Source organism: Pseudomonas sp. B21-032 (genome assembly GCF_024748965.1).
Taxonomy (GTDB): Bacteria; Pseudomonadota; Gammaproteobacteria; order Pseudomonadales; family Pseudomonadaceae; genus Aquipseudomonas.
The window spans coordinates 5,729,221-5,750,076 of sequence record NZ_CP087180.1; the positions used below are offsets into that span (position 1 = coordinate 5,729,221).

The window sequence follows — 20,856 nt, forward strand, 5'->3', positions numbered from 1 at the left end:
CCATGCGTATCAAATTGCTCGCCGTTCTCGTCACAGCCCTGCTGGCCGGTTGCGCGACCCCGCCACCACCAGAGCCGGGCAGCGCTGCCAGCAAAGTGGTGAAAATGGGCAACCTGAAGAACATCGAGACCGGCCCGATGCGCGTTGCGCGCGAGAACGGCTTCTTGACCGTCAAGGTGTCCCTGAACAACACCAGCAGCAGCAACAAGACCCTGTTCTACCGCTTCGCCTGGCTGGGCAACGACGGTTTCCCGGTGGCCGATGAAGAGAGCTGGAAGACCGTCACCCTGTATGGCAAGCAGGCCAGCGTGTTGCCGGCGATTGCCCCGGTATCCCAGGCCACCGACTTCCGTATCGAAGTTCAGTCTCAGTAATCATTTTTGCAGGAGCACATTTTCATGATTGCACGTATTTCCCTCGCCGCCATCGCCATTGCCCTGGTCAGCGGCTGCAGCACCCCGTCGCCGGTCCTGGGCGGCAAGAACATCGGCTACGGCGACAGCAAGGCCGTGGAACTGGTCACCAACGAGTTCGGTTCGACCGACCTGCAGATGATCGCCGAGTCCATGACCCGCTCGCTGGCCCAGTCCGGCATCCTCCAGGGTCGCCCGGTGGTGCAGGTCTATGACGTGAAGAACAAGACCAGCGAGTACATCGATACCCGCGAGATCACCACGTCGATCAAAACCCAGCTGATGAAGTCCGGCACCGCCCGCTTCGCCAGCGACAACACCCAGATGCAAAGCCAGGTTGACCAGCTCAAGCTGCAGAACCAGAGCGGTCTGTACAAGAAAGGCACCGTAGCCAAGACCGGCAACATGATCGCCGCCAAGTACCGCCTGGAAGGCTCGATCAGCTCGATCGTCAAGCGCAGCAGCGACTACAAGGACGTGTTCTACAAGTTCAGCCTGCAGCTGATCGACGTCGAGAGCGGCCTGGCCGAGTGGATGGACGAGAAAGAAATCCGCAAGACCACGGAGCGCTAAGCAATGCGTGCATGGATGGGCATTCTGGGCCTGGCTTGCGCGTTCAGCGTGCAAGCGGCCCCAAAAGTCGCAGTAACCGACCTCGCCTACCAGGAGCGTGTGGAGCAGTACATCCACATGGTCTCGGCGCAGAACAGCAGCCAGGCGAGCATGTACCACGCCAGTGGTTCGTCGAGCTACAGCGAGTTCGAAAGCAGCGAGAGCTACATCGAGCAGACCGAGCTGCGCAAGTTCAGCGGCGACATCAAGGGCGAGATTCTCAAGTCCGGGATGTTCCAGCTGGTCCAGGGTACGCCGTACACCGCCGATGCCAAGGCTGACGTCTACGACGTTATCCGCCGCATCAAGAACGGCAACTTCAAAGGTGCTGACTACGTGCTGTTCGGTACCTTGTCGGATATCGACTTCCAGCGCGATATCACCTCCCTGGACAACACCAACAGCTATTCGGCGATCCTCGGCCTGAGCCTGGTGGCCGACTTCAGCCTGATCAACACCAAGACCTACGAGATCACCTCGGCGTTCACCGCCATGGGTGAGGGCCAGGACACCAAGCTGGTCAACAGCCAGGATGTTCGGGTCACCCTCAACCGCCCACGGGTGGTACGTGAGGTTTCCAAGGAACTGGGCATGGACGTTGCCAAGCAACTGGCCGAACAGCTGGTAGGCGCGATGCCGGAGCGTGAACGCACCCCGGCGCGCAACAACCTGCCGCCTGACGAGCCAGCGCAGATCCTGCGTTGAGAAAGTAAAAAGGCGACCTTCGGGTCGCCTTTTTTTATGCTGATTGTTTTCCTACACCGGCGCGCGGCGAATGGTCGCCAGCAAGGTCGCAGCCCCCAGGAACAGTCCGGCAAAGGTGCGGTTCATCCGCCGCTGCTGCCGGGGCGTACGCAACAGGCGCAGCACTTTGGCCGCAAGCCCGGTGTAACCGGCCATGACCATCAGATCGACCGTGACCATGGTCGCGGCAATGATCAGGTACTGCGGCACCAGCGCCGCATGCGGATTGATGAACTGCGGCAGCACCGCGAGCATGAAGATCAGCGCCTTGGGGTTGCTGACGTTGACCAGAAAGCCACGGAACACCAGGCTCAACGGCTTGCCGATCGGGCGCACGGCGGATTCGTCGCTGATGTCAGCCGGCAGCGCGCGCCACTGTTTGACCGCCAGGTACACCAGGTAGGCCACGCCGAACCATTTGATCACCTGGAATGCGGTGGCCGATGCCGCGAGGATGGCACCGACGCCAGCGGCAATGATCGCAATCTGCAGCACCAGGCCCAGCTGCAGGCCTAGCGCGTTCCAGTAGCCGCGCCAGAAGCCGTATTGCAGGCCGCAGGACATCGAGGCAATGGCCCCGGCACCCGGCGACAGACTGATCACCCAGCAAGCGGCAAAAAATGCCAACCACGTTTCCAATGACATCGCGCACCTCGGCACTAACTTGTTACAAACCTCTAAGCTAGTGCCGTGGCGAAAAAATCACCACGATTTTTTTCTGCGATCGATCAATTGCCCGGGGTTTTGCTCTCGCTCACCAGCGGCAGCACTTCGGCACCGCGCCAGCGCCGCACCGATTTCTGGAAGAACTGGCTGTTGGGCACTTGCACCAGCGCACCGCCCGCTTCCGGCAGTTCGATCAAGGTGGTGAACAACAAGTTGATGGCCACCACCCGGCCTTTGACGCCCGGCTTGTCGATGGTTTCCACCAGTTCCACCACATCGCCGATGCGAAACGGCCCGACGGTAAAGATCAGCACCGCGCACAGCAGGTTCGACAGCACGCTCCACATGGCGAAGAACGCCACTGCGGCAACCGCCACGAACCCGGACAGTGCGGTCCACAGCACCGTGGCGGAAACCCCCAGGCGCTCGAGCACGAAGATCAGCGCACTGCCCATGATCAGCCAGCGCAGGCCACCACGCAGCGGCATCAGCAGCTCCGGTGGCAACGGGTAGCGCTCGCCCAGGCGCTTGAGGCAACGGGCAACCACGCGCTGCAGGATGAACGCCGCCGAAAGTATCAGCAGGATCTGCAAACCCAGCCAGAACGGAGCGATCCATTCCACCGGCAATGGCAACTGCAAGGATTCCATCAGGACAACGCCTCCAGCTCCGCCTGCATGCCCTCGAGGGTCTCCAGGGCGGCCATCCAGGCTTCCTCGAGCTCCCCTTCACGAACCTTGAGCTTGGCCTGCTGGGCCAACAGCTCACGCAACTCGTCCTTGCGCGCGGCTTCATACAGGGCGCTGTCAGCCAGACTGGCATCGACCTTGGCCAGTTGCTCATGCACGGTGCCCAGCTCGCGTTCGAGCTTGTCGGCTTCACGCTTGTGCGGTGCCAGTTGCTGACGCAGGGCGGCAGCGGCCTGGCGCTGGGCCTTTTTGTCGGTCTTGTCGGCATTGACCGGCGCAGTGCTGACCGGGGCATTGCGTTGACGGTACTCGACCAGCCAGCGGGTGTAGTCGTCCAGGTCACCGTCGAAGGTCTCGACCTTGCCGTCGGCGACCAGCAGGAAGTCATCGGTGGTGCTCTTGAGCAAGTGACGGTCGTGAGAGACCACCAACACCGCACCACTGAATTCCTGCAGGGCCATGGTCAGCGCCAGGCGCATTTCCAGGTCCAGGTGGTTGGTCGGTTCGTCGAGCAGCAACAGGTTCGGCCGCTCCCAGGCGATCAGGGCCAGGGCCAGGCGGGCTTTTTCGCCGCCGGAGAAATTCACCACCGGCTCGTCGATGCGCGCGCCGCGGAAATCGAATCCACCCAGGAAGTCTCGCAAGGTCTGCTCGCGCTCGGTCGGCGCCAGGCGCTGCAGGTGCAGCAACGGGCTGGCCTTGTTGTCCAGCGAGTCGAGCTGGTGCTGGGCGAAGTAGCCAACCGAGAGGTTCTCGCCGCGTACCAGGCGCCCGCTGAGCGGCTCCAGTTCGCCGGCGAGGTTCTTGATCAGGGTCGACTTGCCCGCGCCGTTGGGACCGAGCAGGCCGATCCGCGCCCCCGGGGTGAGCTGCAACTTGACCTTCTCGAGGATGGTCTTGTCGCCATAGCCCAGGCGGGCTTCGGACAGGTCGAGCAGCGGGCTGGAGATTTTCTCCGACTCGCGGAAAACGAAGTCAAACGGCGAATCGACATGCGCCGCCGACAGCTCCTCCATGCGCTCCAGGGCCTTGATCCGGCTCTGCGCCTGACGGGCCTTGGTGGCCTGGGCCTTGAACCGGGCGATGTACTTTTCCATGTGCGCGCGCTGCGCCTGCTGTTTCTCGTAGGCTTGTTGCTGCTGCGCCAGGCGTTCGGCACGGGTGCGCTCGAACGCGGTGTAGCCACCACGGTAGAGGGTCAGCTTGCACTGCTCGACATGGGCGACGTGATCGACCACGGCATCGAGGAAGTCACGGTCGTGGGAGATCAGCAGCAGCGTGCCCGGATAGCCCTTGAGCCAGTCTTCGAGCCAGAGGATGGCGTCCAGATCCAGGTGGTTGGTCGGTTCGTCGAGCAGCAACAGGTCAGACGGGCACATCAGGGCCTGGGCCAGGTTCAGGCGCATCCGCCAGCCACCAGAGAAGTCGCCGACCCGGCGGTCCATCTGCTCGTTGGTAAACCCCAGGCCTGCCAGCAGCTTGCGCGCCCGCGCATCGGCGGTATAGCCGTCGGCGCTGTCGAGCTCGATATGCAGGCGTGCCAACGCAGTGCCGTCGTGGGCAGCTTCGGCCGCAGCCAGGTCGGCCTGGACCTTGCGCAGGCGGGCATCGCCGTCGAGCACATAGTCGACCGCCAGGCGCTCGAGGGTGTCGACCTCCTGGCGCATGTGCGCGATGCGCCAGTCGCCAGGCAGCTGGCAGTCGCCGGAGTCGGGCGTCAGCTCACCGCGCAGCAAGGCGAACAGGCTGGATTTACCGGCGCCGTTGGCACCGATCAGGCCGGCTTTCTGGCCGGCGTGCAGGGTCATCTCGGCGCCTTCTAGCAGGCGCTGTGGACCACGCTGTAAAGTGAGGTTCGATAGTCTGATCATAATGGCCGCGGAGTCTACCAGCTTCGTCGGCAACTGGCGCGAGTGGGACCATGCACACCGACCTGTGGAATTTTGCCCTGAAGCTCTACGCTCGACCGGGCGTAGAAGCCGCCTGCCTGCAATGGCAGGCCCGGGGTGGCGACGTCTGCCTGCTGCTGTGCGGCGTGTGGCTCGGCGCACGCGGTATCGCAGCGAACGATCAACGGGTTAAACAACTCAAGGAACTCGCCGAGGCTTGGCAAACCGAGGTGGTGAAACCGTTGCGCGCCCTGCGCCAATCCTGGCGTGACGAAGCAGCCAAGGATGCGCAACTGGCGGTATTGCGCGAGCAGGTAAAAGGCCTGGAGTTAGCGGCAGAACGCATCCTGCTGGAGCGCCTGGAGACGGCCTGCAAAGACTGGGCAGCAACGCCCGAAGCCGAAGTGGACTGGATAGGCTGGCTGGCACCCGAAGGCGCCGGTGCGCATCACGACGCGCTGCAAAGGCTGCGCGCCGTGATGCTGACGACTCAGGACGCCGAAGACGGGGTCTGAGTGGTCGATGCTACCGAGGCTGCTGGCGCAGTGGTTGCCGGTGCAGAAGCAGCGGGTGCTGCAGGCGCTGCTGGAGTAGCAGGCTTGGCAGCTACAGGCTGAGCTGGCTTGGCAGCGGCTGGCCTGGCTGCAGGTTTAGCGGCTGCCGGTTTGGCAACGGGTTTGGCCGGCGCTTTAGCTGCGGCAGGTTTAGCGGCCGGCTTGGCTGCAGGTTTTGCCGCTGCTGGTTTGGCTGCAGGCTTGGCAGGTGCTTTCGCCGCTGCTGGTTTGGCCGCTGGCTTGGCGGCAGGCTTGGCCGCTGCGGTTTTAGCCGCTGGCTTGGCTGGCGCTTTAGCCGCAGGTTTGGCTGCTGGCTTGGCTGCTGCGGTTTTTGCCGCAGGTTTAGCCGGGGCTTTAGCGGCGGCAGGCTTGGTTGCTGCAGTTTTTGCTGCAGGCTTGGCAGGTGCTTTCGCCGCTGCTGGTTTGGCCGCTGGCTTGGCGGCAGGTTTAGCCGCTGCGGTTTTCGCCGCTGGCTTGGCTGGCGCTTTGGCCACAGGTTTAGCCGCTGGCTTGGCTGCGGGTTTGGCTGCTGCGGTTTTCGCCGCAGGTTTGGCCGGTGCTTTGGCGGCAGGTTTTGCTGCGGGCTTGGCTGCTGCAACAGCAGGTTTGGCCGAACGCACGCTCAATGCCTTGGCGGCAGCTTCCTTAACCTTGCCAACGCCCTGGGCCAGTTTCAGGCTTTCCTGAGCGTCACGCTTGAGCTGCAGGATGTAGGTGCGGGTTTGCGTTTGGCGGTCTTTCAGCGAGTCGAGCAAACCTTCCAGTTCACTCACCCCGTCCTTGGCTTTTTTCTGCGCCTTGGCTTTGCCAGCCTTGGCAGCGTCCTGCAGTTTCAGCCGCGACTTGTGCAGTTTTTCCTGGGCCTTGCCACGTTGTTTTTCCAACTTGGCGAGTAGTTTTTCAGCATCAGCCAGCGCTTGCGAGCAGGCATTTTCCAAATGATCGAGCAGGCTGCCCGAGAGTTGCTGGAGCAGGTGCAACGGCGTACTTACTGGCTTCTTATTGGCCGACATGGTTTACCTCCTGGCTGACGAGATTGCGGCTCATACTATGCTTCTGCTGCTACCGCCGCTAGGGCATGTTGACAGTATTAAATGCGCCGCGTTGCATGCCTGGGCAAAGTTGTTATCGCTGCAGCTGGAAACAAGTGTAGATGCTGCACAAAGTGTTGCTGATATTTACACGAAGTGACGAGCGAAGGCTGGCATACTTTATTTCCTCTGAAGCAGGAGCGAGCCTGTGCCGCGTTATCTAGTCCTTACCCTGTTGCTGTTGCCAACAGCGTTAATTGCAGCGCCTGATACTAAACCCGCCAGCGACCATGACCTGGCTTACAGCCTGGGTGCCAGCCTGGGCGAGCGCCTGCGCACGGAAGTTCCCGGCCTGCAACTCGATGCCTTGATCGATGGCTTGCGCCAGGCTTATCAGAACAAGCCATTGGCCCTGAGCCAAGAACGCATGGCGGCAATACTCAGCGAACATGATGCCCAGGCCAACCAAGCTGCAGTTCAAGCACAAAGCGAACAATTGCTGAGCGCGGAAAAACGATTCCTGGCCACTGAACGGGCCCGGGCCGGAGTGCGTGAACTGGCTGAAGGGATACTCGTGAGCGAGTTGCAGGCCGGTACTGGCAGCAAGCCAAAAGCCGGCGGCAAAGTCCAGGTTCGCTATGTTGGCAAGTTGCCGGATGGCACGGTGTTCGATCAGAACCAGCAGCCGCAATGGTTCAATCTGGACAGTGTGATCGAGGGCTGGCAGGTGGCATTGCCACAGATGGCGAGCGGGTCGAAATGGCGACTGGTGATTCCTTCGGCACAGGCTTACGGTGCCGAAGGCGCGGGCGACCTGATTGCGCCCTATACGCCGCTGGTGTTCGAGATCGAGTTGCTTGGGGTTGCCGACTGAAGGTCGGCAGCACCCTCAAGCCTGGACTGCGCCTTCTTCGCTGTGCGCGGTGTGCAGCACTTCGATCAGGCAGTCTTCGAGTTCGAAACGTTCGTGCAGCAAACTGCCCAGCTCGCGAAGCTTTTTCGCGAAGCGCTCAGAGTCATTGCAGTCGCCCTTGTCGCAATGATCGTTGAACGCCGACGCGATTTCGGTAATTGCATCAATGCGCGGGCTGATCTGCTTGGCTAGCTCGAGCCCGCGAGTATCGCCAAACGCCTTGGCTTCGCTGACCAGTTGCTCGCTCACTTCGAAATGCCAGGCTGACACGTAGTCGACCAGTACCGCACAGAAGTCCCGGCTCTTGTCCTTGTCGGCAAAGGCCGGTTTGGCATCACGCAGCTCGCGGAAAGCCGTCACCAGCTCTGCACGCTCATCCAACCAGCGGTCAATGAGTTTATGGACCCCACCCCAGCGTTCCTGAGCATTCTGACAACTATCTAGCATGGCGATCTCTTCCCTTCTGGGTAATGCCCCCTGCCCCCGCGCCGCAAATGTGCAGAGCAAAGGTGAAGTCAGCAGAGCGGCATCGAGCAGCTGTGTTTTCGGTATGCGTGCAGGGAGATTATTCCCGTGCGCCCTAGCCTTCAAGGTACGCACGCGACAAAGTTCATACAAGTGTTTAATCCGCCCATCCTTTGCCGCCGGTCGCTTGCACAGTGAAAAACTTCGCCTCAGTTTTTTACCGAGCGACTGAACAGTGGGCGGGTGCGCCCGAGCAGGCGACAGGTCGGCAGGGTTGCCAGCAAGACGAACGACAAAAGGCTCCACTCAGGGATGGTCAGGTCGAGGAAACTCCAGGTGATTGGCACGCAATCCGGGCTGCCGATGATCATTGCCTTGACGACCTGAAGCATTGGCATGCTTTCGAGGACATAGTCAAAAGCCGGTTCGCATTCGATGCTCGAGAGCGCCGGATTGCCTTGCAGCCAGACATGCCGGGCGGCCAACAGTGCCCCGCCGGTGGCGAAGAACAACGCCAGCGCGGCATAGATGCGGGTGCCCAGACGCCCTGGGGAATGCACTACCGCGCACAGGCAAACCAGAGCAAAGGCGCCCAAAAACAAACGTTGGCTGTAGCACAGCGGGCAAGGCACCAGGCCCATGCCGAATTCCAGGTAATAGGCGGCAGCCTGGACCAGTACCGATGCCAGCAACGCCGGGAAGAACAGTGAACGCAAGCGGGCCAACGACATGGCGAATCCAGGAGCGCGATGGACAGGCGACAACGGTAGAGGAAAGGCGCGGCTTGTATCAAGGCAAGACAGCCGGGACACGTCCCTGAACGACAAGGGAAGTATCCCGAACTAAGCAAGAAAGATAGCTGGGCATCTGAAGGAAAAATTACCGGCTAAAGCAGGAGATTTGTTCGAGCCCATGGGCACGCGTTTTTTCGCGCGCCCATGGGTAGCTCAAGCTCGCACGGCCTCTGGCAGCGGCAATGCCAGCAGACGCTGATCAAGCATGCCCAGGCCTTCCTGGAACAGCTGGTTGCTGCGCTCGGTATCGCCCAGGCCAGCGAGCAAGCGCGCAAGTTCTGCACAGGCTTCAGGATTGCGCTGCACGCGCAGGCTGCTTTCCAGGTAATCCCGTGCCTTGCCCCACAGGCGGTTCTGCAGGCTCAAACGGCCCAGGGTCAGCAGCAGGCTGGGGTCGTCGGGATGGTCCTTGAGCCAGCCTTCGGCAGTTTGCAGCTGGCGCGCCAGGTCACTGCCGCGCACCAGCCCGTACAAGCGCGCCAGGTGACTTTCGTACTGGCGCTTGAGGGCGGCGCGCAGGGCTTGCTCGGCTTCGCTTTCGGCGCCCAGCTGGCGCAGTTGCTCGGCATAGGCCAGCACCAGCTGAGGCTCCTGGCGCTGCGCAGCAGTGAGCTGCTGCCAGGCGCGCTCAAGGGATTGCCGGGCGGTTTGCTCATCGCCTTCGCGGCTGGCCGCCAGGTTGAGGTTCTCGCCCCAGGCGCGACGCTCAAGCTCGGCCAACTCCGCTGCCGGCAGCACTTTATCCTTGCGCAGGTCGGGCAGCAGGCGGATCAGTGCCGACCAATCGCCACGCTCGCGATACAGACGTTGCAACAGGCGCAGCACCTGAACGTTATGCGGATGACGCTCCTGCATGGCCTGCAGGGTTACCAGGGCAGCGTCGCTGTCGCCGCGGTCCATCTGCAACTGGGCATGACTCAGGGCAATGGCCAGTTCCGCTTCGGGCTGGCGCTCCAGTGCCCGCTCCAGGAGGTTGTCGCTGTCTTCGCTGCGGCCGAGCTCGTTGGCGGCACGCGCAGCGCCGAGGTAGTACAGCAGCGGTTGACGCTCGGCTTCGGCAGCACGGTGCAGGTGGCGCTGGGCACTGGCCCAGCGACCCTCGGCGAGATCCAGTTGGCCCTGCTCGATCGCCAGCTGGGTACGACGGCTGCGGTTACGCCGCGACCAGGGGTTGACCACCCCGCCGGAGGTCAGCACCAGGCCCACCAGGTAGCGCACCAGCAACAGCGCCAGGATGATCCCGGCCAAGGCTGCGAGCGCTGCCCACAGACCCGATTGATAGCGAAAGCTGCCGTAGGAAATCAGCACATAACCGCTGTGCTTGGCGATCGCGATGCCGAGCGCGGCTGCCACGGCAATGGCCACCACCGCCAGCAGGTAGACGCGCTTCATGGCTTGGCCCCCTCGACTGGCTGATGCCGGCGCTCAAGGTAGGCCTGCACGGCACTGATGCTGTCGGCCAGGTCCGGCACCAGCACGGTGACCGGCTGCTCGGCCAGTTCGTTGAGGGCGGCAAGCATCGCCTGGCTCTGCGGGTTGTCCGGGTTGAAGTTGGCCAGCAGTACGCTGCGGGCGTCGTCCAGGGCCTGGGTATAAACCTTGGCCTCGCCGTTGAGCGCCGCCCACTGGGCTTGTTCGATGGTCAGGCTCAGAGCCAGGCGCAGCTGGTTGAGTGACTGCCCGGATAGTAACGGACGAATATTGTCGTCAGCATCGAAATCGATCTGGAAGTACTTCGACAGCTCTGCCCACCACTGCGACCAGCGGCTGGCGCCATCGCCGTCGGCGGTCAAGGCACCCAGCGCATCGGCATTGCTGGTGAATTCCGGCGATTGCGCACTGAGCTGCAACACCTGCTCGCGCTGGGCCGCCAGCTTGAGGAAGAGGCCGGTGCGGTCGGGCTGCTGGACGCTGTTGAGGGTCGCCAGGCTCTTGGCCAGTTGCTCACGGGCGGCAAACGAACCGGGGTCGCTCTGCTCACGAAGGATTTCATCGGCGCCCTTGACCAGCTCGCGGGCACTGGCGATGTCCTGCAAGGCAGACAGGCGCAGGCTGGCCAGGCGCAGCAGGTGCTCGGCCTCGGCCAGGCGCCAGTCCTTGCGGCTGGCGCCAAGGATGGTTTCCAGACGCTGGCTCAAGCGTTGCTGATCGCCTTGCAACTGCGCCACCAGACGCCGGCGATCTTCAAGCTCGGATGCAGGCGGCAAGCCGGCCAGCTGCGCAGACATCTGCTGTTCACGTTGTTGCAGGGCCAGGGTTTGCTCGCTCAGGGCCTGCAGGCTCTGCACCTGGCCCTGCTCGCTACCCTGGAGCTGGCGAACCTGCCATACGCCCCATCCGCCAACGGCGACACCTGCCGCGCCCAGCAGCAAGGCCAGGACTGCCAGGCCGTTGCCGGAGCGTTTGGCAGGTTCCACGGGGGTTTGCGCAGGAGCCTCTGGGGCCTTCAGTTCATCGTTGGGCAAGACAGTTTCGCTCACGTATCCATCCTTTGCTTTGTGGCACGTCGCCAATCAGCTTAGCGCCTTAGGGGGCTGGTGCAGGAGTTTCCTGCAATGTTGCCAGCAAAGCCGCGGCGCTGGCACCACGGCAATCCACTACATTCTGTGCGCCACTGGCGCGGGCAAGTTCCGCCACCCGTGGGCTGGGCACGAACAACGGCAATTGCGCCAACTGCGGCCAGTGTTCACCGGCCAGTTGGCGCAAGTGTTGAAAACCCTGCCCACTGCTGACCACCAGGCCGTTCAGGCGTTCCCCGGCAATACACCGGACCAGGGTGGCCTCAGGGTAATGCGGCAGGTAGCGGCGATACAACTCAAGGTAATCGACCCGCGCCCCGAGTGCCGCCAGACGCTCGGCGAGCAGCTCGCGCCCGCCTTCGCCACGGATGATCAGCACCCGGGATTGCGGGCGCTTGATCGCGGCGGTCAACGCCGGCAGTTGCAGCAGCGCTTCGCTGTCATCACCTTGTGCCGGGTAGCTGACATTCAGACCGTGGTCGTCGAGGATCTGTGCGGTGGCAGCGCCAACGGTGAACCAGGCTTGCGCGGGCGGCTGCGGCCAGTGCGCGTTCAGTTGCTCAAGCGCCAGGCGCGCCGCCGGCTTGCTGACGACGATGATCGCGCTGTACTGGTCGAGCGCCTGCACCTGGCCAAGCTGCGCCGGCGTCAGCGCCAGCGGCTCGGTTTCCAGCAACGGCAGGCTGCTGCTGAACACGCCCTGCTCGGCAAGCGTGCGGGCCAGCGCGCTGCACTCTTCGGCCGGCCGGGTCAGCAGCAGGCGCCAGGCGCTCACGGGTGCCCGGCCTCGCCGTAGACCGCCTTGAGGATGTCTTCAGCACCTTGAGCCAGCAGGTCTTCAGCGACCTTGATACCGAGCGCTTCGGCCTCCTCGCGCGGCGCACGGGCCTGAGCCGTGAGCAGCTTGCCGCCAGCTGGTTCGCCAACCAGGCCGCGCAGCCACAGCTGCTCGCCTTCGAGCACCGCGTAGCAGGCAATCGGCACCTGGCAGCCACCATTGAGGTGTTTGTTAAGGGCGCGCTCGGCAGTCACCCGGTCGGCGGTGTCGGCGTGATGCAGCGGCGCCAGCAGCGCATGGATTTCGCTGTCGGCACTGCGGCACTCGATGCCCACTGCGCCCTGGCCGCCTGCGGGCAGGCTGTCGTCGACGCTGATGCTGGAGGTGATACGGTCTTCGAAGCCCAGGCGGATCAGGCCGGCGGCGGCGAGGATGATGGCGTCGTACTCGCCGGCATCAAGCTTGGCCAGGCGGGTGTTGACGTTGCCGCGCAAGAAGCGGATCTCGAGGTCCGGGCGGCGGGTCAGCAACTGCGCCTGGCGGCGCAGGCTTGAGGTACCGACGATACTGCCGGCCGGCAACGCCTCAAGGCTGTCGAAGGTGTTGGAAACAAAGGCATCGCGCGGGTCTTCGCGCTCGCAAATGCAGAACAGGCCCAGGCCTTCGGGGAAGTCCATCGGCACGTCTTTCATCGAGTGCACGGCGATGTCGGCCTGGTTTTCCAGCAGCGCGGTTTCCAGCTCTTTGACGAACAGGCCCTTGCCGCCGATTTTCGACAGCGGCGAGTCGAGCAGCTTGTCGCCACGGCTGACCATCGGCACCAGGGTCACGACCAGGCCGGCGTGGGCCTGTTCCAGACGGGCTTTGACATATTCGGCCTGCCACAGGGCCAAGGCACTTTTGCGGGTGGCAATGCGGATTTCGCGAGTGGACATGGAACGATCCGTACGAGATAGATTCGCCCGATGATAACAGCTCAGTCCAGACCGCTAGCAGATCTAAATCATGGTAGGAGCCGACCATCCCTGGCCGTCGACCGCTCCCTGGTCCCCGCCCTTAAAGCTGTTGCATCATTTTGCGTACACCAGCCACATGCCGGCGGCTGACGATCAGGGCATCACCGTTGAGGCCCTTGAGGAATAGCTGAAAATGCCCAAGCGGCGTGCGTTGCAGACGTTCGATGCGGTTGCGGGCGACCAGCGCATTGCGGTGAATGCGCACAAAGCGTTCACCAAACTCGTCTTCCAGAGCCTTGAGCGGCTCGTCCAGCAGCACTTCGCCGGATTCGTGGCGCAAGGTCACGTATTTGTGGTCGGCAATGAAGTAGATCACCTGGTCGAGCGGAATCAGCTCGATACCCTTGCGGGTGCGCGCGCTGATATGGCTGCGCGGGCCGCTGCCGCTCTCGGCGGCCGGGCGGGTCAGGGCCGCCAGTTGCACGCGGTTGGGCCGTTCGGCCTTTTTCAAGGCGTCGCGCAGGCTGTCGGGCTGCACCGGCTTGAGCACGAAGCCCAGGGTGCTGTCCTTGAACGACTCGACGGTGAACTCATCGTCACCGGTGCAAAACACCACCGCAGGCGGTGCTTCACGTTCGCACAGCCGGGCAGCGACCTGCAGGCCATCCAGGCCCGGCATGCGAATGTCGAGCAGGACCACCTCAGGCTTGAGGCTGTCGATCAGGGCCAGGGCCTCTTCGCCATTGGTGGCGCTGGGCTCCAGCACGGTATAGCCCTCCAGTTCGCCGAGCAGTCGGCTCAGGCGTTCCCGGGCTTGGGGTTCGTCATCAACGATCAGGACATTCATATAGCGCTGGATTCCTGCGTGAGTCTCGCACAAGGATAGCGTAGACAGGTGAGGTGACGACCGTCACGGCGATCCACGCTCAGACTCGCACGATGGCTAAAGATTCACTGGCCCGGCAGGAAACATGCCGCGCCTCTGTCCAACTGTAGACGGTTGCCGCAACACTGCCGTTCAATCGATAAATATCCTGTTGCAAGCGCGCTGTCGCGGGCCTGTGCTGCGACATAAACCCGCATTTGCCCCGACCGCCGCACTCCGGCAGCCCCGCCAATCCTGCTATGATCGACGCCACTTTTTCCGTTCACGCCTTCAAGAGTGAATCCATGAGCACCGACAAGACCAATCAGTCCTGGGGCGGCCGCTTCAGTGAGCCCGTCGACGCCTTCGTCGCCCGTTTCACCGCCTCCGTCAATTTCGACCAGCGCCTGTACCGCCACGACATCATGGGTTCGATCGCCCACGCCACCATGCTGGCGAAGGTCGGCGTCCTCACCGACGCCGAGCGCGACACCATCATCGATGGCCTGAAAACCATCCAGGGTGAAATCGAGGCCGGCAACTTCGACTGGCGCGTCGACCTTGAAGACGTGCACATGAACATCGAAGCGCGCCTGACCGACCGCATCGGCATCACCGGCAAGAAGCTGCACACCGGCCGTAGCCGCAACGACCAGGTCGCCACCGACATCCGCCTGTGGCTGCGTGACGAAATCGACCTGATCCTGGCCGAGATCACCCGCCTGCAGCAGGGCCTGCTGGAGCAGGCCGAGCGCGAAGCCGAGACCATCATGCCCGGCTTTACCCACCTGCAAACCGCGCAGCCGGTGACTTTCGGCCACCACCTGCTGGCCTGGTTCGAAATGCTCAGCCGCGACTATGAGCGCCTGGTTGATTGTCGCAAGCGCACCAACCGCATGCCCCTGGGCAGCGCCGCGCTGGCCGGCACCACCTACCCGATCGATCGCGAACTGACCTGCCAGCTGCTGGGCTTCGAAGCTGTGGGCGGCAACTCGCTGGACGGCGTATCCGATCGCGACTTCGCCATCGAGTTCTGCGCCGCCGCCAGCGTGGCGATGATGCACCTGTCGCGCTTCTCCGAAGAGCTGGTGCTGTGGACCAGCGCGCAGTTCCAGTTCATCGACCTGCCCGATCGCTTCTGCACCGGCAGCTCGATCATGCCGCAAAAGAAGAACCCGGATGTCCCGGAGCTGGTGCGCGGCAAGACCGGCCGTGTGTTCGGCGCCCTCACCGGCCTGCTGACCCTGATGAAAGGCCAGCCGCTGGCCTACAACAAGGACAACCAGGAAGACAAAGAGCCGCTGTTCGACGCCGCCGACACCCTGCGCGACTCGCTGCGTGCCTTTGCCGACATGATCCCGGCGATCAAGCCTCGCCACGCCATCATGCGCGAAGCGGCCCTGCGCGGCTTCAGCACCGCCACCGACCTGGCCGACTACCTGGTGCGCCGCGGCCTGCCGTTCCGTGATTGCCACGAAATCGTTGGCCACGCGGTGAAGTACGGCGTCGATACCGGCAAGGACCTGGCCGAGATGAGCCTGGACGAACTGCGCCAGTTCAGCGACCAGATCGAGCAGGACGTGTTCGCCGTACTGACCCTCGAAGGCTCGGTCAACGCCCGTGACCACATCGGCGGCACTGCGCCTGCGCAAGTACGCGCCGCCGTAGCCCGCGGCAAGGCGCTGCTCGCCGCGCGCTAAGCCCTTCCTGCGTCTTGCTGCCCAGCCAGTTCTGCCTGGGTAGCCACACGCAAGCGCTGAAGGAAAGCCGGCGTTTCGGCTTTCCTGTCAGCTGCGACCTTGTGCACATTCGGATTTTCCCCCAGTCGCTCGAACAGTGCCCGGGCGCCCGGCAATGGCTGCAGGTAATCAATGCCGAACAGACGCTGGCCAACCTGGCAGGCCAGGTCGACGCTATAGAGAAAGTACAGGTCCGCCAGGGTAAGGCACTCGCCTGCCACATACGGGGCGAATCGACCGCGCTGGGCCAGGGCGGCAAAGCCCTTGTCCAGATCACGCCGGGCCTTGGCCTTCAAGGCCTCCGGGGTCGCCCTGCCGGCAAAGAACACTTCGACATAGCAGTAGCGGGCGGGCAGCTCGATATACAGCTCGATTTCCTTGGCCAGCGCGCGCACCTGGGCGCGCTGGAAAGGATCGGCCGGCAACAGCGCCACCTCAGGGCAGGCCTCTTCGAGGTAATCGAGGATGGCGTCGGTTTCGCTGATAAAGCCCTGCGCCACCTCCAGCACCGGTACCTTGCCGCGAGGGCTGATCGCCAGCACTTGCGGGTTCTGGCAACCATGCAGGGGCACCTCCTCGAACGGCAGGCGTTTTTCCAGCAGGGCGAGCTTGACCATGTTGTAGTAGTTGCTTGCAGAGAATCCGTGCAGTCGGAACATTTCCGGCCTCCTAGCCGCGTGAAGTCTCTGCATTTTTGGAACGAATCAAGCCAGAAAGCTGCCGTATGCTTCCGATAGACACGTAGGAGCTTTCTGCTTTTGCCTCAATAGTGCTCCAATCAGCGCTTGCCCGAGCGCACCATCTCGAGGAAAGCCGGCATCTGCGCTTCCTTGTCGGCGACGATCTTCTGTACGTTCGGGTTGTTCTTGAACTGCTCCAGCAGCGCCTTGGCCTGTGGGAAGTCTTCCAGCACATCGATGGCAAAAACCTTCTTGCCCACGGCATAGGCCAGGTCGACGCTGAAGCAGAACAGCAAGTCGGCGATGGTCAGGCTGTCGCCGGCCACATAAGGGCTGAACTTGCCGTTGCGCTTGAGGGTAGCGATACCGGCCAGCAGTTCGGTCTTGGCCTTGGCCTTGATGGCTTCATCGACCTGGGCGCCGAAAAACGCTTCGGGGTAGCAGGCACGTGCGGGCAGCTCGATGTACAGCTCGATTTCCTTGGCCAGCTCGTGAACCTTGGCCTGGGCAAATACCCCCTCCGGCAGCAGTGCCTTGCCTGGCTGGGTCTGCTCGATGTAGTCGAGGATCAGGCTGGTTTCACTGAGAAAACCGTCTTCGCTCTGCAGCGCCGGTACTTTGCCGCGCGGGCTGATTTTCAGCGCTTCGGGGCTCTGGCCGCCGAAAAACAGCACTTCCTCAAACGGTACGCCCTTTTCCAGCAGCGCCAGTTTGACCATGTTGTAGTAGTTGCTGACCGCGAATCCATGAAGCTTGAGCATGAAACAGCCTCCAGGCCGAAAAGGGGTTGGCCGGGTTGTTATAGACCCAAGTGCCGGGTACTGACCAGCATCATGAAGATTGTCGATAACAAGGCATTGCTGCCGGGCCCGTGGCAAACTGGGCACCCCAAAAGAGGAAAGCGCCCATGAGCGAACCTACCGATATCGACAACGACGACGAAGCGTTCGCCGAGTCGACCCTGATCGAAGCGATCGAGAACCAGATCGAAAGCGACAACCCGCCAGCGGCCAAGGCCACGTTCAACAAGCTGACCCTGGTGGGCTACGAGCGTGAAGACATCCTCAACCTTATGGCCCACGTGCTGGCCTACGAGATTGATGCGATGCTTGAAGACGACCGCGCGTTCAACACCGAATGGTACGAAACCGCCTTGCGCGCCCTGCCCGAGCTGCCGCCGGAAAAGGACTGAAGCAAAGCAGGATTTCCCTGACTACACTGCAAAACCAGGCACCGGCGACGGTGCTGCCCTCCTTGTCTGGAAGTCGGAGTCTTTATGTCGTTTACCCCCGAACTGATTGCCGAGCTGGAAGTCCTTGCCTTGTTCAACCTGGATAGCAGCCAGGAAGGCATCAAGGTCCATAACACTGCCTCCAAGGAGGTGATCGCCGCTGCGCGTCGCCTGTACGAGAAAAAGCTCACCGACCAGCCCGATGGCGGTTATCTGACCAGCCTTGGTCACGATGCTGCCGAGAACGTGCAGGTGTTGCTGAACATTCTGAACGTCGTCGAACCTGCCTGATAACTGCAATCGCGGGGCAAGTCGGAACGCCGCACCGCCGCTCCTACCGGCCTGGTGGGTGAGGCGGTGCGGCGCCCCGACTTGCCCCGCGATGCGTCAAGCGCTAATAAAATGGCGTCAAATTCCAAATACCACTTAAACTCGCCATTGCTCCCTAGACGGCCGGTTTCAGCTCGCCATGAACCACCCCCACGAAATTCGCCCCGACCTCGACCAGGGCATTGACCGCAAGGTGCTCAGCCAGCTGCGCCAACGCTTCCTGAAGCTCAACCAGGGGCGCCTGGGGCGGGCCATGGACGGGCTGTCGAGCCGCCAGCAGCAGGTCTTGACCCTGCTGCCGCTGTTTTTTCACGTCAATCACCCACTGTTGCCCGGTTATGTCTCAGGCACGACGCCAGCGGGGGTCGCCAACTTCGAGCCTGATGCGCAACTGCTGGCCGAAGCCCAGCGCCTGACCCGCTCATTTTCGTACAAAGCCCGGCGCGGCAACCCGCCCCAGCCGATTCACGGGCTGTTCCTGATGGGCAGCCTGGGCACCCTGGCCCAGGCCGAGCAGAGCGACATGGACGTCTGGGTCTGTCACGCCGCCGACCTGAGCGAAAGCGAACTGGCGGAGTTGCGCAAGAAATGCCTGCTGCTGGAAATCTGGGCCGCCAGCCAGGGCGCCGAAGCCCACCTGTTCTTGATCGAGCCGCAAGGCTTCGTCCAGGGCGAACGCGACGGCCAGCTCAGCTCCGATGACTGCGGCACCACCCAGCATTACCTGCTGCTCGACGAGTTCTACCGCACCGCCATCTGGCTGGCCGGGCGCACACCCTTGTGGTGGCTGGTGCCGGTCTATGAAGAACCACGCTACCGGCAATACATCCAGACCCTGCTGTCCAAGCGTTTCGTGCGTGCTGAAGACCACCTCGACCTCGGCCACCTGGCGCACATCCCTCCGGGCGAATTCGTCGGCGCCGGGCTCTGGCAACTGTTCAAGGGCATTGAATCGCCCTACAAGTCGGTGCTCAAGCTGCTGCTTACCGAGGTCTACGCCAGTGAACACCCGCAGGTGCAGTGCCTGAGCCTGCAGTTCAAGCAGGCGGTGTTCAGCAATCGCCTCGACCTCGACGAGCTCGACCCCTACATGATGGTCTACCGGCGTATCGAGCAGTACCTGCAAGGCCGCGGCGAACGCGAGCGGCTGGAGCTGGTGCGGCGCAGCCTGTACCTGAAGGTCAACAAGAAGCTCAGCGGCCTGGCCCGCCAGCGCAGTGCCAGCTGGCAGCGGGACCTGCTGCAGCGCCTGAGCCAGGAATGGAGCTGGGATCAACGCCAGCTGGCGCTGCTCGACAACCGCAGCCAATGGAAAGTCCGCCAGGTGGCGGTCGAGCGCCGGGAGCTGGTAGCCGAGCTGAACTACAGCTACCGCTTCCTCTGCCAGTTTGCCCGCAGCCAGAACGCCACCAGCCGCATCGACCAGCGCGATCTCAGCGTGCTCGGCCGGCGCCTGTACGCCGCCTTTGAACGGCGCGCCGGCAAGGCTGAGTTCATCAACCCGGGCATCGCCCCGGACCTCGCCGAAGACACCCTGACCCTGGTGCAGTCACCCAACCGCAAAGAGCCCGGGCAGACCCACTGGGGCCTGTATAACGGCAACCTCAGCGTGCACGAGTGGGAGCACTTCGCGCCGATCAAACGCTGCCGCGAACTGCTCGAACTGCTGACCTGGGCGCACCGCAACGGTGTGATCGACAGCAGCACGCGCCTGGCCCTGCACCCGGGCAGCAGCGACCTGAGCGAGTATGAGCTGTTCAACCTGCTCGGCAGCCTGCAACAGAGCGTCGCCCTGCCCCTGGCGGTGGTCAGCGAACAGCGCCTGCTGCAACCGAGCGTGGTGGACGAGATCCTGCTGCTGGTCAATGTCGGCATCGACCCGCTACAGCACCACCGCGACCTGAACATCCTGATGACCACCGAGCGCACCGACTCGCTGAGCTACGCCGGGGTGCGCGAAAACCTGGTGCTGACCCTCGACCAGGTCACCCTCAACAGCTGGAACGAAGTGCAGGTGCACCGCTACGACGGCGAACATGCCCTGCTGCGTTGCCTGCGTGATTACCTCAACAGCCTGGGCGCCGGCCACACGCCCAGGCTGCGGGTCCGCTGCTTCTGCCACAACCGCGCCCAGGCCATCGCCCTGCGGGTCGAGGAAGTGTTCGCCAGCACTCAGGCGCTGCTGGCGCAGAACCTCAACCAGCGCTACCTGTTGCAAGTCGAGCAGCACACCCATGTACTGGAACTGCAACGCGGCGCGGTAAACCTGGTGACCCTCGACGATCCGGACGCGGTGCTGCGCTACCTCGGTGAAGAACGCAGCGACTACAGCCCCCTGCACCTGGACGCCAATGCCCTGCAGGAGCTCGACCTGGCGCAACTGCTGCCGCTGGGCCAGCCGCAGTGCATCCAGCTGTTCTATCGGCTGCAGGACACCTGGGCGGATGTCTACGTACTCGATGAGCACAATGCCCTGTGGCAGCAGCGCTTGCCGTTTCACGATGAAAACAGCCTGTTGTTGCCGCTGCAGCGCTTCTTGCAATCGATCGTGTTTCGCCGCGATGCGCGCCTGCCACTGGACAGCCTGCAGGCCCAGGGTTCACTGGATATTCTTTATTACCAATTGTTGCCATCAGGCACTGGCAAGGTTCGCCAGGTAGAAGCGCGCCAGGTCGAGGTCAAGGCCATCGACCGGCCCTACTACGAAGTGCAGGCGATTCTGCAGGCCGGCGCCAGCGATGACGTGCAAGTCACGCTGTACTGCAATCAGCGGGAGTTTTCCCAGCTCGAGCATGGCGACCAGCTGTATGCGGTGGTCGCCCGCGAGATCATCGAGCAGCGCCGCGAGGCTGAGCGCTACCGCTGCTACATCACCGACCTGGACTTGTCGGGCCTGCTGGCCGATGGCCTGGGCTCGAGCATTCTCTACCTGCGCTACAAGGGCGAACTGGAGCGGGCGCTCAACGAGGCCCTGGCGCAGGCTTGAGG

22 protein-coding genes and 1 pseudogene are annotated in these 20,856 nt (G+C 62.9%); 9 read left to right on the forward strand and 14 right to left on the reverse strand.

All coding sequences use genetic code 11. The features are described 5' to 3' along the window. Nucleotides 1-2: 2 nt before the first annotated feature. The 3 genes from LOY54_RS26505 to LOY54_RS26515 are packed head-to-tail and all read left to right on the forward strand — an operon-like array spanning nucleotide 3 to nucleotide 1,730. A complete protein-coding gene (locus tag LOY54_RS26505; protein ID WP_045201027.1) occupies nucleotides 3-374 on the forward strand; it encodes a YcfL family protein in 372 nt (123 codons plus the stop codon). A 24-nt stretch (nucleotides 375-398) separates the two neighbouring features. Then, the gene (gene lpoB / locus LOY54_RS26510) at nucleotides 399-986 is read left to right on the forward strand and encodes a penicillin-binding protein activator LpoB (RefSeq protein ID WP_045201026.1); all 588 of its coding nucleotides are present in this window, start codon (nucleotides 399-401) and stop codon (nucleotides 984-986) included. A 3-nt stretch (nucleotides 987-989) separates the two neighbouring features. Further along, nucleotides 990-1,730, forward strand: coding sequence for a hypothetical protein (locus LOY54_RS26515; protein ID WP_045201024.1), 741 nt, complete (start codon nucleotides 990-992; stop codon nucleotides 1,728-1,730). 51 nt (nucleotides 1,731-1,781) lie between these two features. On the opposite strand, the gene LOY54_RS26520 is transcribed toward LOY54_RS26515, so the two are convergent. The 3 genes from LOY54_RS26520 to LOY54_RS26530 form a co-directional block, all read right to left on the reverse strand. Beyond that, complete coding sequence (locus LOY54_RS26520) at nucleotides 1,782-2,414, reverse strand: LysE family transporter (protein WP_045201023.1); 633 nt, start codon at nucleotides 2,412-2,414, stop codon at nucleotides 1,782-1,784. Between the two features lie 83 nt (nucleotides 2,415-2,497). Next, the gene (locus LOY54_RS26525) at nucleotides 2,498-3,085 is read right to left on the reverse strand and encodes a mechanosensitive ion channel family protein (RefSeq protein ID WP_045201021.1); all 588 of its coding nucleotides are present in this window, start codon (nucleotides 3,083-3,085) and stop codon (nucleotides 2,498-2,500) included. After that, complete coding sequence (locus LOY54_RS26530) at nucleotides 3,085-4,995, reverse strand: ATP-binding cassette domain-containing protein (RefSeq protein WP_195885294.1); 1,911 nt, start codon at nucleotides 4,993-4,995, stop codon at nucleotides 3,085-3,087. The genes LOY54_RS26525 and LOY54_RS26530 overlap by 1 nt, the downstream gene beginning before the upstream one ends. 50 nt (nucleotides 4,996-5,045) lie before the next feature. Here LOY54_RS26530 and LOY54_RS26535 point away from each other — a divergent pair, with 50 nt between their 5' ends. Then, complete coding sequence (locus LOY54_RS26535; protein WP_258608587.1) at nucleotides 5,046-5,528, forward strand: TIGR02444 family protein; 483 nt, start codon at nucleotides 5,046-5,048, stop codon at nucleotides 5,526-5,528. Here the strand turns inward: LOY54_RS26535 and LOY54_RS26540 are convergent. Continuing rightward, nucleotides 5,504-6,580 carry an AlgP family protein gene (locus LOY54_RS26540; protein ID WP_258608589.1) on the reverse strand — a complete coding sequence of 359 codons (1,077 nt, stop codon included), beginning with the start codon at nucleotides 6,578-6,580 and terminating at the stop codon, nucleotides 5,504-5,506. The two genes, LOY54_RS26535 and LOY54_RS26540, sit on opposite strands and share 25 nt — an antisense overlap. A gap of 226 nt (nucleotides 6,581-6,806) precedes the next feature. Between LOY54_RS26540 and LOY54_RS26545 the strand changes: the two genes are divergently transcribed. After that, a complete protein-coding gene (locus LOY54_RS26545; protein WP_045201016.1) occupies nucleotides 6,807-7,472 on the forward strand; it encodes an FKBP-type peptidyl-prolyl cis-trans isomerase in 666 nt (221 codons plus the stop codon). Nucleotides 7,473-7,487: 15 nt separating this feature from the next. On the opposite strand, the gene LOY54_RS26550 is transcribed toward LOY54_RS26545, so the two are convergent. From LOY54_RS26550 to LOY54_RS26585, 8 genes and pseudogenes are all read right to left on the reverse strand, one after another. Then, the gene (locus LOY54_RS26550; protein ID WP_045201014.1) at nucleotides 7,488-7,958 is read right to left on the reverse strand and encodes an Rsd/AlgQ family anti-sigma factor; all 471 of its coding nucleotides are present in this window, start codon (nucleotides 7,956-7,958) and stop codon (nucleotides 7,488-7,490) included. Between the two features lie 227 nt (nucleotides 7,959-8,185). Beyond that, nucleotides 8,186-8,707 (reverse strand): disulfide bond formation protein B, encoded by a 522-nt coding sequence (locus LOY54_RS26555; protein ID WP_045201012.1) that lies wholly within the window; start codon nucleotides 8,705-8,707, stop codon nucleotides 8,186-8,188. A gap of 216 nt (nucleotides 8,708-8,923) precedes the next feature. After that, a complete protein-coding gene (locus LOY54_RS26560; RefSeq protein WP_045201010.1) occupies nucleotides 8,924-10,162 on the reverse strand; it encodes a heme biosynthesis protein HemY in 1,239 nt (412 codons plus the stop codon). After that, nucleotides 10,159-11,250, reverse strand: coding sequence for a uroporphyrinogen-III C-methyltransferase (locus LOY54_RS26565; protein WP_195885299.1), 1,092 nt, complete (start codon nucleotides 11,248-11,250; stop codon nucleotides 10,159-10,161). Before LOY54_RS26565 ends, LOY54_RS26560 begins: the two co-directional genes overlap by 4 nt. 46 nt (nucleotides 11,251-11,296) lie before the next feature. Continuing rightward, nucleotides 11,297-12,064 carry a uroporphyrinogen-III synthase gene (locus LOY54_RS26570; protein WP_093378157.1) on the reverse strand — a complete coding sequence of 256 codons (768 nt, stop codon included), beginning with the start codon at nucleotides 12,062-12,064 and terminating at the stop codon, nucleotides 11,297-11,299. Then, entirely contained in the window at nucleotides 12,061-13,002 is a 942-nt protein-coding gene (gene hemC, locus LOY54_RS26575; RefSeq protein ID WP_045201004.1) for a hydroxymethylbilane synthase, read from the reverse strand. Before hemC ends, LOY54_RS26570 begins: the two co-directional genes overlap by 4 nt. Nucleotides 13,003-13,123: 121 nt before the next feature. Beyond that, complete coding sequence (locus LOY54_RS26580) at nucleotides 13,124-13,870, reverse strand: LytTR family DNA-binding domain-containing protein (protein ID WP_123566917.1); 747 nt, start codon at nucleotides 13,868-13,870, stop codon at nucleotides 13,124-13,126. Next, nucleotides 13,867-13,974 (reverse strand): annotated as a pseudogene (locus tag LOY54_RS26585) (sensor histidine kinase); the annotation flags it as partial. The pseudogene LOY54_RS26585 and the gene LOY54_RS26580, both read right to left, overlap by 4 nt. Nucleotides 13,975-14,193: 219 nt before the next feature. Here LOY54_RS26585 and argH point away from each other — a divergent pair. Next, nucleotides 14,194-15,588: an argininosuccinate lyase gene (gene argH, locus LOY54_RS26590; RefSeq protein ID WP_045201000.1), complete on the forward strand. Its 1,395-nt coding sequence runs from the start codon at nucleotides 14,194-14,196 to the stop codon at nucleotides 15,586-15,588. Here the strand turns inward: argH and LOY54_RS26595 are convergent. Continuing rightward, nucleotides 15,585-16,286 (reverse strand): glutathione S-transferase family protein, encoded by a 702-nt coding sequence (locus LOY54_RS26595; protein ID WP_258608596.1) that lies wholly within the window; start codon nucleotides 16,284-16,286, stop codon nucleotides 15,585-15,587. The genes argH and LOY54_RS26595 overlap by 4 nt on opposite strands. 119 nt (nucleotides 16,287-16,405) lie before the next feature. Next, entirely contained in the window at nucleotides 16,406-17,068 is a 663-nt protein-coding gene (locus LOY54_RS26600) for a glutathione S-transferase (protein ID WP_045200996.1), read from the reverse strand. A 146-nt stretch (nucleotides 17,069-17,214) separates the two neighbouring features. On the opposite strand from LOY54_RS26600, the gene LOY54_RS26605 reads away from it, so the two are divergent. The 3 genes from LOY54_RS26605 to LOY54_RS26615 all read left to right on the forward strand — a co-directional run bounded on the left by LOY54_RS26605 (nucleotide 17,215) and on the right by LOY54_RS26615 (nucleotide 20,854). Beyond that, nucleotides 17,215-17,499, forward strand: coding sequence for a hypothetical protein (locus tag LOY54_RS26605; protein WP_045200994.1), 285 nt, complete (start codon nucleotides 17,215-17,217; stop codon nucleotides 17,497-17,499). A gap of 84 nt (nucleotides 17,500-17,583) precedes the next feature. Further along, nucleotides 17,584-17,829 carry a TIGR02647 family protein gene (locus tag LOY54_RS26610; RefSeq protein ID WP_045200993.1) on the forward strand — a complete coding sequence of 82 codons (246 nt, stop codon included), beginning with the start codon at nucleotides 17,584-17,586 and terminating at the stop codon, nucleotides 17,827-17,829. 178 nt (nucleotides 17,830-18,007) lie between these two features. Continuing rightward, nucleotides 18,008-20,854 (forward strand): class I adenylate cyclase, encoded by a 2,847-nt coding sequence (locus LOY54_RS26615; RefSeq protein WP_258608599.1) that lies wholly within the window; start codon nucleotides 18,008-18,010, stop codon nucleotides 20,852-20,854. Nucleotides 20,855-20,856 lie beyond the last annotated feature (2 nt).